This is a genomic window from Acinetobacter sp. YH12236 (assembly GCF_013417645.1).
Classification (GTDB): Bacteria; Pseudomonadota; Gammaproteobacteria; order Pseudomonadales; family Moraxellaceae; genus Acinetobacter.
On the sequence record NZ_VPDM01000021.1, the window covers coordinates 53,545 to 65,474 of the forward strand.

The following is an 11,930-nucleotide window of genomic DNA, read 5'->3' on the forward strand; positions in this document are numbered from 1 at the left end:
CTCAAAATAAATTTATGCTGATTGTTTTTGCTTTAAGTTTGTGTTCGCGGTAGAGGCAGAGTTTTGACATCGGAATTGCTGTACTGGATGCGCGCTAGGTAAGCGGTCACCTTGCTGAAACAGTTTGTGTCTGAAACTGCCTTGTTCATATTCAGTTTTATAGCGTCCGCGCTGCTGTAATTCAGGAATCACAAATTGGATAAAATCCTGATGCGATTCAGGTGCCACCGTGCGGGTCAGGTTGAAGCCATCAATACCAGTTTCATCAATCAGCTGAATCAGTTTTTCTGCCGCCGTTGCGCCACTACCTACGATCAGTGGATAACGACCACCCAGCTCATGTTGCGCTTTTAGGTCATTGGGTGTGATCTGCTGCTCTTTGAATTTGTCATTAACCGTCGCAATACTATTGGTCTTCTTGTAAGGAATTGGTTCATCATCAGCAAATTTGGACAGGTCAATGCCAACTGAGCTGGAATAATGTGCAAGACCTGCTTCAGGGCTGGCATAGGCGCGATATTCATCCAGCTTTTGCTGCGCTAGTTCATCCGTTGCTGCAGTCACGACGGTAATGCCGACAAAAATTTTGATTGCTTCAGGATCACGGCCTTGTTCAACCGCTTGACGACGAATCTGATCGACCTGTTTCTTGATCTTGTCTGGATGTTCACCACCAATAAACATGCCTTCAGCATGCTGGGTAGCGAAAGCCATACCACGCGGTGATGCACCAGCCTGGAATAGTACCGGCGTACGCTGAACAGAAGGGGAAACCTGGAATACGCCCTGACTGCGATAAAACTGGCCTTGGTGATTGATCTGATGCACCTTGGCTGGATCAGTAAAGATACGCTGCTGCTTATCTTTTAAGACAGCATCATCTTCCCAGGAGCTTTCCCAGAACTTGTAGCACAGCTGTAAAAATTCCTCGGCCTGTTCATAGCGCAGATCATGGTCTTTCAGGCCATTTTCACCAATCAGACGTTGTGCACTGTCCAGATAACCGGTGACAATATTCCAGCCGATACGGCCATGGGTCAGGTGATCCAGACTGGCAAAACGGCGGGCGAACTGATATGGCGATTCATAGCTGAGATTCACCGTGACACCAAAACCGAGATTCTCAGTGACTGCTGCCATGGCAGATACCAACGTGCTTGGGTCATGGCTGGGTAACTGAATGGATTCTCTTAGAGTCAGGTCAATGCCGTTCTGATAGACATCATAGACTCCGGTAATGTCGGCAATGAACAGGCCGTCAAACAGACCTTTTTCCAGCGTTTTCGCCAGATCAGTCCAGTAGCTCAGTTCATTAAAACGGTGTGATTCATCCCGCGGATGAGCCCACAAGCCATGATTGATATGACCCACGCAGTTCATATCAAAAGCGTTCAGCAGGATTTTTTTAGTTTTCGAGTTTGTTGTAGTCTTTGTCATTACAATGTCCCCCGGCGTGGAGGCAGAACACCATTCAGCAAATAATTGGCGATAAAATAGTATTTCCATCGTGAAGCATCATGCAGGGTATGCACGCGGGCATTACGCCAGAAGCGGTCTAAGCCATCTTCGCGCTGGCTACCACGACTGCCAGCCAGTTCAATCAGCTTCGATGATGCTTTTAATGCGGTTTCAGAACTGTGTGCACGTACTTTGGCTACATCTAGAGAGGCTTTGGCAACACTGACCTCAGTCGGAGCAACCTTGGCGGCATCAACAGAACGTGCGGCCTGTTTGAGTAACACTTCAGAAGCACGCACATCAGCTACCACACGGCCCAGTTCAAGTTTGGTCAGCGGATCATCGGTGGCCTTGTCCACACCAGAATCAATCCACGGACGCGCCTGACGTACACGGTCCAAGGTTTCCTCAAATGCAGCACGGGCAATGCCGGTTTCAATGGAGGCATGTAGCAATTGTGCGAAAGGACCGGAAATGGTTGGGCGGGAATAGGCCGTATCAAAACGTACCACATCTTCCTCAAGCACCTGCACGTTGTCGAATTTCACCGTGCCGCTGCCAGTGGTACGCTGGCCAAAACCGCTCCAGTCATCAATCAGGGTCAGACCTTCACTGTCACGTGGGACAAAGGCCAGGAATTGCTGTTCGCTTTCATGCACGACCAGTGTCGGAATGCGGTGCGCAAACAGGCTGCCGGTGCAATAGAATTTTTCGCCGTTAATGACATAACCTTGCTCGGTTTTGCGAATCGCAGTTTGGCGCTGTGCAGCAGTCTTGGTCTTGAATTCAGCTAGGGCATTACCAAAACGAGCACCTTTTAAGACTTCGGCATAGAGTTTCTGTTTTTGTTCCTCCGTGCCGTTATTGCGCAGGATTTCGAGACCATAGAAATGGTTTTGCGGAATCTGACCGATTGATCCATCCACACCGCTCATTAGGGCAATGACTTGTGCCACCGTATAGCTAGACACTTCTGCACCACCATATTCTTTAGGTACAGTAATCGCCCAGAGTCCGGACTGGCTATAAGCCTCGATTTCTTCGAAAGGCAGAATACGTTCAGCATCACGTTGTACTGAATTAATCTTGAACTGCTCTGCCAGATTATGGGCAATTTCTAGTGCTTCTTCATCAGATTTGATGATGTGCGCATGTGCCAGCTGTTCTGACTGCAATGGACTAATGTTTTGAAATGAAGTCATGGCAAATATCCTTAAATCCAGGCGTGGCGGGCAGGGAGTTTATGATTTAGGTAATAATCCCCAAGTGCATGCAGCTTCCAGCGGATCGGGTCATGCAAGGTATGCACACGGGCATTACGCCAATGCTGATCCAGATTGTGCTGACTGAGGCTGGAGCGACTTCCACTCAATTCCAGTAATTTTTCCGAGATATGTAGCGCAGCATCGTTGGCATAGACCTTGGCTTCAGCCACTAGAATTGAGGCTTTGGCTGCCTGCTCATCAGTCACAGATTCCAGCTGATCCAGTTCATCCAGATATTCAGCGGCTTCATCCATCAGTAAAATCGCGGCATCGAGCAGCACAGAAGATTTGCCAACTTCCTGCAGGGTATAATGTTCTAAGCTGGCTTTACGACTTGAGCATCGACAATTGGACGTGCTTTTTGTACGGCAGTCAGCGTATCGGCAAAAGCAGCTTCGGCAATGCCGACATCAATCGCGACCTGCATCAATTGGGAATAGGCACCGCGGTAGCTTGGTTGATTTCCTAACAGACGCTCATCAAAAATCAATAGCGGATCAACTTCGACATGCTGAAGTTTGACGGTACCACTCGAAGTCGTGCGTTGACCAAAGCCATTCCAATTGTCGATCACTTCCACACCTTCAGCATTGCGGTCGACAATGGTTAGTACTACATGGCCTTCTGGATGAATCGCTTTAATCGCTAACCAGTGCGCGAAGCTACTACCAGTTGAATAGAATTTCTCGCCATCCACAAAATAGCGGCCATTTTCAAATGTTAAAGTGGTGGCAAGCGTCTTGGTATCTTTGGTATTGCGCTCTGGACCGCCATTCGCCAGACGCTTACCTTTTAGAATTTCGTTATAAATAAACTGTTTTTGTTCTTCTGTGCCCATGATCTCGATCATGTTGAGTAATGCGATCTGGTTCTGCGGAATTTGCCCGACACTTGAGTCAGCCTTATTAATAATCCGGAATACATGAGCCAGGGTTTTATTGGCAACAAATGCACCGCCGTACTGTTTCGGAATACGCATGCCGCCCAGGCCTTTCTGGCTGAACAGGTCAATCTCAGCAAAAGGTAATAGACGTTGCTGATCACGCTGATTACGGCCTTCCAGGGCAAAGTCTGCAACCTGATAAGCAGCATTAATCGCGTCGAGATCATTTTCGATAATATGAACTTTTTCAGAAGTTAAACGAGACATAATGACATCCTAAATCGATGCCAAAACGTTACAGCGAAAGCTTTATGTAATTAAGCAATTGCTTTTGCAAAGCTTATAAAAAAAGCTCTTTAAGATAAAAACTGCTAGATTCTTATAAATTTGGAATATAGTAACTGATTAAAATTAAATAGATTTTGAATAATTTCTTAATTTTAATAGATGTTTTTAAAGCAGTGCATATCTGCTTTATAGATAATCAAGACAAAAAAATGTATAAAAATACTCATCGCCGTGTTGAATAAGCAACATCTTTATTTTGAATAAAAAGTTCATTGTATTTCCAGTCTGGGGTGACTAAAGTATCCGACTAAATTAGATGGTTTTAATGCGATCTAACCTAAAAACAAGCATGGAGAATTTATGCGCATCTTATACCAGTTTCCACTTTCTCATTTTTGTGAAAAGGCACGCTGGATGCTGGATTACAAAGAGCTGGAATATGTCGCGCAAAACCTCATGCCGGGTGCCCATCGTGCCTTTGCCCGCCTGAAAACTGGACAAAACCGTTTACCGATTCTGCGTGATCAGGAACGGTGGATTGCGGATTCGACCAAAATCGCTCTATATCTGGATGAGCAATATCCTGAACACCGTCTGCTACCTGCAGAAGCAAGCTTGCGTCAGCAGGCACTAGATATTGATGAAATCACCCAGGAATTAGGCCGCCATGTGCGTCGCTGGATGCTGGCTCAGGCTTTATCGCATGACCATGAATCGATGGATATTCTGATTGGAGAAAAAGGCTATCTGCGCCAGTTTGAAAAATTCTCCAAGCCATTGCTAAAAACCATTTTGACCAAGGGTTATGCCTTGACTGAAGAAACACTGGAACAGTCCAAACAATTTATCAAGGATTCGGTTGAGCAGCTTAATCAGATCCGTATGGAAAAAGAAGGACCTTATCTCGTCGGTTCGCGTTTCTCTCTGGCCGATATTGCTGTCTGTTCGATTCTGGCCCCTCTATTGGCTATTCCGGGAACGCCGTGGGAGAGGGAAAGCTTTGAATCGATGTCGGATGAATACCGGGAATATCAAAGTCATCTGGCTGAGTTGCCATTAGGGCAATATATTCAAAAGATGTATCGTAATGAGCGCAATGCCCGTGTTGATTGGCGCGGTGTATAAAATTAAAAATGAAATAAAAAAACGCGCATAAAGCGCGTTTTTTTATGAGATTAGAATTAACTCCAAGGGCTGGTTTGATCAATATCACTTGTTTTACTGAAGCCACTGAGCAGTGAGCTAAAGTCAAACTTCGGCAGGGAACTACCACTTGAGATATTGGTAATAGTTTCTTTAATGGTTGGGAGGATTTCAGTAATGCTGATATTCGTAGCCGTATCAGTATTACTAATGCCGGAAATCAATTCGCTAAGATCAGGCAGTTGTAGGGACGAGTTGTTACCGACTAAATTGCCAAGACTATCCGTGAATGCATCCAGACCTAAACCCTCTAAGCTTGGCACGCCAGAACCGAGTGACCCGAGCAGGTCGCCAATTTCAGGAAACTGAACACCATCCAGAAGATCCGAGAATTGACCTTCGCTATCAATCAGCGCAATCACTGGTTTTAGTGCTGTAATCACATTGTTGAGGTCGCTGGATAAGGTGAGCAGTAATGGGTTATTCACAAAATCCAGCACCACTTGTACGCCATTCAAGACATCGTAAAGAGAATTCACGATTTCTGCCTGATCAGCGTCAAGAACGTCACTATTCGCTAATAGATTCAACAGTGGATTGATGCCTTTTAGTACATCTGCGATGGTGTCTGGCACATTACCTGAACCTGCAGAACTGATTGCAGATACCAATGTAGTCACACTACCAACCACTCTTGGTAAAACTTGGGTAAGTTGATCCATATCAATGGATGAGTTACCTGTATCAATCGATGCAAGCAGTGGCATCAGGCTTTGCGTTACAGTTTGCGCAATGGTGCCCGTATCGATATTGCCTGAATTGCTGATTAGACCACTGAGCAAATTGGTAATAGCACCGATATCAAGGTCACTGCTTGCATTGCTCATTAGGTTACTGGCTAACAGATTGACTGAACTGGTATCTAAACTACCTGTTGAGCCACCGATCAATCCGCTGATCAAGTCAACAATTGCACCGATGTCGAGATCACTAGCGGCATTGCCACTGATGAGACCACCGACTAGATTGGCAATTTGACCAATATCTACATCGCCAAGTCCGCCAGAACCACCAATTAAGCCACTAACCAGTTCAGCAATTTGTGCGATATCAATATCACCACCTTGAATGAGACCACTGACGATACCGACGATGGCACCAATGTCTGTTCCACCAAGACCACCAGTACCTCCAATCAGGCCACTCAGCAGTTGAGTGATTTGGGTAAGATCAAGGTCGCCACCTTGCAATAAGTTGCCAGCCAGTTCAGCAATTTTACTAAGATCTAGATTACCAGTACTGCCACCCATCAATCCGCTGACCAATTTGATAACTGTATTTAAATCCAGGGTTGATGTATTACCACCCATTAAACTGCCAAGCAGATTGCTGATTGAACCTATGTCAAAACCGCCACCATTGGCTTTCGTTAATTGGCTAATTAAACTGTTGATATCAAGTTTAGAAGCATTTGAGCCTGTAAATTGGCTAATTAAATCAGTGAGGGAACTGGAATTTAAACTTTTGCCAGAAAGCAGGCTGTTTAAGAGAGAATCTAGGGAAGGGGTAGAGCGGGTAGAACCTGTAATAGAACCAATAATGCCAGAAAGACTGCCACCCAATAAACCACCAAGTAAACTCGTATTTTGTATCTCTGTCGTGAGCACTGGACTGAGTTTAGTTTTAATTGAACTAAGAATACTAAAAGCCATAACCGTTCCTTGCGAATTTTTATCTTGTTATGTTTGTTGTGTGTTTTAGATAAACCGCTCAATTCTTATTCAATTTCTATACAAGTGTAAATCTAAGTTGGATTAATCATGCTTTGAAAATCCAGTTATCAGCTTCATAGTTTTTATTCATAAATAGTTTAGTGATAAATAAGAATGATTTATTTAAAAAGAGACGTTTATCGAAAATTCGTTTTATACGACGAATGACCATAAACATGGTTTAAAACTGGTTATTGAGATGTTTCTGGCATTTTTTTTCAAATAACTGGTAATTTATGAAAAATTTATCAATACTATCAGCAAAACAATGATGTATTTGAATAAAATGGCAAGAGATTAAAGATGGAATTAGATCGTTTTGATAAGCACATTCTTGAAATTTTGACCCATGAAGATGTCAATCTGAATGAACTCTCTGAGAGAGTAAATTTATCTGTGAGTTCGGTACATCGCAGGATCAAGCATTTAATCGATCATAATATTATCAGTGGCTTGAAGCGCGAGATTAATTATCAAAAATTGGGCTTTAGCCTGCATGTACTGTTGCAGGTTTCCTTGAGTAAGCATGATAGCGATACTTTTGCCAAATTTTTAGAAGAATTAGAAAATATTCCGGAAGTCATTAACGCTTTCCTGGTGACAGGGCAGTCTGCAGATTTTATTGTTGAAGTTGTGGCACGTGATATGGAAAATTATAGTCAGATTCTATTAAGCCGAATCGGCAAGATCGAGCATGTCGTAGCACTGCATTCCAGCTTTGTGATCAAGGAATATAATGTTTTTAACTGTAGTGGTCTTTTAAATAAGGTTTAAAATTCCAAGCATTTTTTAACGCATATAAAAAACGCACCCAAAGGTGCGTTTTGATCTCATAGAAGATTAGGCATCGAGTTGCGCTAAAACTTCATCAGAGAATTCAACGTTGGTATAAACGTTTTGAACATCGTCTAGGTCTTCAAGCATATCAATCATTTTCATGATTTTTTTCGCTTGGTCGATATCTGTGATTTCAGCTTTTGTAGACGGGCTCATCACCACTTCAGCATTATCAGACTTTAAACCTGCAGCAGCTAAAGCATCTTGTACTGTACCGAAGCTTTCTGGCGTAGTGATGACCAGAATTTCATCTTCATCCACTTCGATGTCTTCAGCACCCGCTTCAAGCGCCACTTCCATGATTTGGTCTTCTAAAGACACATCTTCAAAAGTAATCTCGCCACGTTTAGTGAACAGGAAGGATACTGAACCGTTGGTACCGAGGTTACCATCAGTTTTAGTGAAGCAGTGACGTACATCAGGAACCGTACGGTTCAGGTTATCTGTCATGGTTTCAACAATAACCGCAACGCCGCCTACGCCATAACCTTCATAGGTTACTTCTTTCAGATCGTCGTTATCTTCACCACCGGCACCACGCTGAATCGCGCGATTGATCACATCACGTGTCATGTTTACAGATAATGCTTTTTCTACAACAGCACGTAGACGAGGATTACTACCCGCATCAGCGCCACCGAGTTTGGCAGCAGTTGTTAATTCACGAATGTATTTGGTAAACAACTTACCACGACTGGCATCTTGTTTTGCTTTACGATGCTTAATATTGGCCCACTTGGAATGACCCGCCATGCGAAATATGCTCCTTGTAGATTGGCAGTATGCCTATCGAATTGCGCCGATTCTACCATAAGCTCTTTTTTTGAAAAAAGAGTCTGGATTTGAGATTTAATGATAATGCCAAAAAAATAAGCAATAAAATAGAAAGGCAAAGCAATAAATGTAAATAAAAACTTAAAAAAATGTTTGCTGAGAAAATACCTAAATAAGAAAGGGCGGGAGAAACATTATTCTCACGCCCTTTTATGGAATATTTATTCCGGAATAATAATATCCAGACCAACATTTTCTTTATAGAGCTGCTTGATTAAAGCCAGATCATGTGCAAGATCAGTAGGATAAATTTTGCCAAAAATCCCGCCTTGCTTGGTCTTGGAATTGGCGTACATAAGCACAATTGGCACATTGGCAGCTTTGGCAATATGCCAGAAACCGGTACGGATCGGTTTACGCGCTTCACCATTTTTGGCACGGGTGGCTTCAGGTGCGATCACCAGATTGAATTTTTCATTATTCTGAAAATGTTCAACCATTACGCTGACAATATCTTTATTGGCTTTACGGTCGACCGCGATACCACCCATGGCTTCCAGAATTGGTTTCATTGGGCCTTTGAACAGTTCTTTCTTAATCAGGGTATGAATTTTGATGTCATACATTTTAAAGAGTGCCAAAGATAGAACTGCATCCATCATGGATGTATGTTCAAATCCGACAATGACCTGTTTATCTTCGAGTACATCGGGTTCGACATGATATTGCCAACCGGCAAGTTTAAATGCAGATTCGCCAATAAATTTGTTTAGCATAAGTAGAAAGAAATAAGAGCTAACGGTATGAACTGCATAATTTCTTCCTGTTCTTATTCACAGTCAATAGGCTTTAATTAAAATTCATTAATAATATAAAAAATCCAAAATTAAAAATGTATATTAAATAGTTTTTTAAGACCTGAAAGATATAAATAAATACTTAATAATCCTTAGGAAATATCATCTTATATAAAATAAGTCTTAAAATGATGAAAAAATGACTATCCAGCACAAATTTTAGTTATTAGACTTTTGTCGAAGAAAAGAAGAAATTGTGTCTTTTCTATTTTCTGGTCATTTTCTCTCTGAGATTGAAACCTATGACGTATATTACAGCTTTCATGTTCTCAATGCTTCTTTTAGCACTGGTTATTGTATGGTCTTTAATCGAAATCTATATGGATTTGCGTAAAGACGAGAAATTGGAATCAGAATTTTAGCCTTTATAGATTTTTAAAGAATATTTCCTGTGATTATATTTTCATATATAATAGTTGGTATTTTTATTGATTATGGTTATATTGAGACGTAAAAGCGATTAATTTATTGGTTTGATATTCGAATAATTAGCGTGCTCTCTTTATTTTAGATAGAAAATATAGATGTCATATTAGGCTTTTGCTAGCTTAACTTAGACTGAAGTCTTAAATCCTAAGCAGGGCAGTTATTAAGGATAAAAAATGATTGCTGGCTAAGTGTGCAAGCAGAAAGAAAAGTACTTGTTTTTTGATCTAATCTTGGCTAGTATTCAATGCGCCTGAACTAGTTGAAATATAACAAATTCAGTCTATATAGGGCCTATAGCTCAGTTGGTTAGAGCAGCGGACTCATAATCCGTTGGTCGACAGTTCAAGTCTGTCTGGGCCCACCAAATACATTAAGCATCTAGGAGCAATACTCTTAGGTGCTTTTTTATTTTTTGAATTCATTTAAGCACTATCTATCTTCAAAAATAACTAAAATTTCAATCTCTTATCATAAGGTAGGCTTTTAGTAGGTGGGATTCTTTTATCGTTCATTGAATACTTAAATCACGGTGAGGGTCACCGATAATAAGATGAATGGTAGAAGGAATCGAACCATGGCTTTTAAGAATATTGCAGATCAAACAAACGGTTTTTATATCCCTTGTGTTTCACTTTTCGGTCCAGGCTGTGCCAAAGAAATTGGCGTTAAAGCACAAAATTTAGGTGCCAAGAAAGCTCTGATTGTGACCGATGAAGGCTTATACAAATTTGGTGTCGCAGATACCATCGCAAATTATTTAAAAGAGGCTGGTGTTGACAGCCATATCTTCCCAGGTGCAGAACCAAACCCAACAGATATTAACGTTCATAATGGCGTACAAGTCTACAATGACAACGGCTGCGATTTTATTGTATCACTCGGTGGCGGTTCTTCACATGACTGTGCCAAAGGTATTGGCCTGGTGACTGCCGGTGGTGGTCATATCCGCGACTATGAAGGTATTGATAAAAGTACTGTGCCTATGACACCGCTTATTGCAGTCAATACCACAGCGGGTACAGCGTCGGAAATGACACGCTTCTGTATCATTACCAATACCGATACCCATGTCAAAATGGCAATTGTGGATTGGCGTTGTACACCATTGATCGCGATCGATGATCCTAAATTGATGATTGCCAAGCCAGCGGGCTTAACTGCCGCGACTGGTATGGATGCCTTAACCCATGCGGTAGAAGCGTATGTTTCTACGGCAGCCAATCCGATTACGGATGCCTGTGCAGAAAAGGCCATTACCATGATCAGTGAATGGCTGAGTCAGGCAGTAGCAAATGGTGAAAATATTGAAGCACGTGATGCTATGAGCTATGCACAGTATCTGGCAGGCATGGCATTCAACAATGCATCACTCGGATATGTGCATGCGATGGCACACCAGCTGGGTGGTTTCTATAACCTGCCACATGGTGTATGTAATGCGATTTTGCTACCGCACGTATGCGAATTTAACCTGATTGCCTGTCCGGATCGCTATGCAAAAATTGCCCAGTTGATGGGTGTAAATACTGAAGGATTAACTGTGACTGAAGCAGCTTATGCAGCGATTGATGCCATTCGCCAGCTTTCAGCTTCAATTGGAATTCCATCTGGTCTGAAAGGCTTAGGGGTTAAAGAGGAAGACCTTGCCATTATGGCAGAAAATGCGCAAAAGGATGCCTGTATGCTGACCAACCCGCGTAAGGCTAGCCATGCACAAGTCGTAGAGATTTTTAAAGCGGCGCTGTAAGCCTCTATGTAAGTCGATTCTCTCCACTCGGCAGACTTACATTTTATGCAACCCTGTTCGCACTTCTTAGTGAAGTGCGCCAAGATAAATGTATCCCCATGCGATATTCTTGGCTGATCCTTACACCCTTGATAAGGATATAGAGCAGGCGTTGCTCTTTTTTTTTGCCTAAATTTTTGCTTTCAAAAAATATATTTGGGCAGTTAATTCATCAGGGTATAGCTTATTAAAATTAACTGAATGAACTCGATAATAATAAAATACTGGAATGAGCAGAGTATTGCTAAAAGCTTATTCGTAGCATGAGCTAAATCAATAAAATGTTATAATAAAAAATTATAATTCTAAAGTAGGGTCTGTTGACACTTACTGTTCATAATTAACCCTATAACGGTAGCCATAAAAATATACAGGCTAAGGCAACAGAACTTTGATAATTTCTTTTGAGCTTGTCATATCGAGTAGCTATTCCTCTAA

General features: G+C 42.1%; 8 protein-coding genes, 1 tRNA gene and 2 pseudogenes. 4 read left to right on the top strand and 7 right to left on the bottom strand.

The features are described 5' to 3' along the window. Positions 1-12: 12 nt before the first annotated feature. The 3 genes and pseudogenes from FTV14_RS10415 to FTV14_RS10425 form a co-directional block, all read right to left on the bottom strand. Positions 13-1,437 (bottom strand): LLM class flavin-dependent oxidoreductase, encoded by a 1,425-nt coding sequence (locus FTV14_RS10415; RefSeq protein ID WP_180053873.1) that lies wholly within the window; start codon positions 1,435-1,437, stop codon positions 13-15. Continuing rightward, a complete protein-coding gene (locus FTV14_RS10420) occupies positions 1,437-2,660 on the bottom strand; it encodes an SfnB family sulfur acquisition oxidoreductase (RefSeq protein WP_180002173.1) in 1,224 nt (407 codons plus the stop codon). The genes FTV14_RS10415 and FTV14_RS10420 overlap by 1 nt, the downstream gene beginning before the upstream one ends. Positions 2,661-2,671: 11 nt before the next feature. Next, positions 2,672-3,873: pseudogene (locus FTV14_RS10425) on the bottom strand (SfnB family sulfur acquisition oxidoreductase). A gap of 381 nt (positions 3,874-4,254) precedes the next feature. Between FTV14_RS10425 and FTV14_RS10430 the strand changes: the two are divergent. Further along, positions 4,255-5,019, top strand: a complete 765-nt coding sequence (locus tag FTV14_RS10430) for a glutathione S-transferase family protein (RefSeq protein ID WP_166136146.1) — start codon at positions 4,255-4,257, stop codon at positions 5,017-5,019. A 56-nt stretch (positions 5,020-5,075) separates the two neighbouring features. Here the strand turns inward: FTV14_RS10430 and FTV14_RS10435 are convergent, their stop codons facing one another. Next, positions 5,076-6,749 carry a hypothetical protein gene (locus FTV14_RS10435; RefSeq protein ID WP_180034107.1) on the bottom strand — a complete coding sequence of 558 codons (1,674 nt, stop codon included), beginning with the start codon at positions 6,747-6,749 and terminating at the stop codon, positions 5,076-5,078. Positions 6,750-7,112: 363 nt separating this feature from the next. On the opposite strand from FTV14_RS10435, the gene FTV14_RS10440 reads away from it, so the two are divergent. Then, a complete protein-coding gene (locus tag FTV14_RS10440) occupies positions 7,113-7,583 on the top strand; it encodes an Lrp/AsnC family transcriptional regulator (protein WP_004784091.1) in 471 nt (156 codons plus the stop codon). 66 nt (positions 7,584-7,649) lie between these two features. Here the strand turns inward: FTV14_RS10440 and FTV14_RS10445 are convergent, their stop codons facing one another. Next, the gene (locus FTV14_RS10445; protein WP_004784089.1) at positions 7,650-8,399 is read right to left on the bottom strand and encodes a YebC/PmpR family DNA-binding transcriptional regulator; all 750 of its coding nucleotides are present in this window, start codon (positions 8,397-8,399) and stop codon (positions 7,650-7,652) included. 242 nt (positions 8,400-8,641) lie between these two features. Continuing rightward, a complete protein-coding gene (locus FTV14_RS10450; RefSeq protein ID WP_166136149.1) occupies positions 8,642-9,196 on the bottom strand; it encodes a 1-acyl-sn-glycerol-3-phosphate acyltransferase in 555 nt (184 codons plus the stop codon). A 797-nt stretch (positions 9,197-9,993) separates the two neighbouring features. On the opposite strand from FTV14_RS10450, the gene FTV14_RS10455 reads away from it, so the two are divergent. Then, positions 9,994-10,070 (top strand) — tRNA-Ile (locus FTV14_RS10455). A 210-nt stretch (positions 10,071-10,280) separates the two neighbouring features. After that, a complete protein-coding gene (locus FTV14_RS10460) occupies positions 10,281-11,453 on the top strand; it encodes an iron-containing alcohol dehydrogenase (protein WP_159123263.1) in 1,173 nt (390 codons plus the stop codon). A 385-nt stretch (positions 11,454-11,838) separates the two neighbouring features. Here FTV14_RS10460 and FTV14_RS10465 read toward each other — a convergent pair. After that, positions 11,839-11,930, bottom strand: a pseudogene (locus tag FTV14_RS10465) (IS5/IS1182 family transposase); the annotation flags it as partial.

Bases quoted from the DNA above. Each gene is read 5' to 3' on its own strand.
- FTV14_RS10415 (WP_180053873.1), bottom strand. From the start codon at position 1,437: ATGACAAAGACTACAACAAACTCGAAAACTAAAAAAATCCTGCTGAAC.
- FTV14_RS10420 (WP_180002173.1), bottom strand. From the start codon at position 2,660: ATGACTTCATTTCAAAACATTAGTCCATTGCAGTCAGAACAGCTGGCA.
- FTV14_RS10430 (WP_166136146.1), top strand. From the start codon at position 4,255: ATGCGCATCTTATACCAGTTTCCACTTTCTCATTTTTGTGAAAAGGCA.
- FTV14_RS10435 (WP_180034107.1), bottom strand. From the start codon at position 6,749: ATGGCTTTTAGTATTCTTAGTTCAATTAAAACTAAACTCAGTCCAGTG.
- FTV14_RS10440 (WP_004784091.1), top strand. From the start codon at position 7,113: ATGGAATTAGATCGTTTTGATAAGCACATTCTTGAAATTTTGACCCAT.
- FTV14_RS10445 (WP_004784089.1), bottom strand. From the start codon at position 8,399: ATGGCGGGTCATTCCAAGTGGGCCAATATTAAGCATCGTAAAGCAAAA.
- FTV14_RS10450 (WP_166136149.1), bottom strand. From the start codon at position 9,196: ATGCTAAACAAATTTATTGGCGAATCTGCATTTAAACTTGCCGGTTGG.
- FTV14_RS10460 (WP_159123263.1), top strand. From the start codon at position 10,281: ATGGCTTTTAAGAATATTGCAGATCAAACAAACGGTTTTTATATCCCT.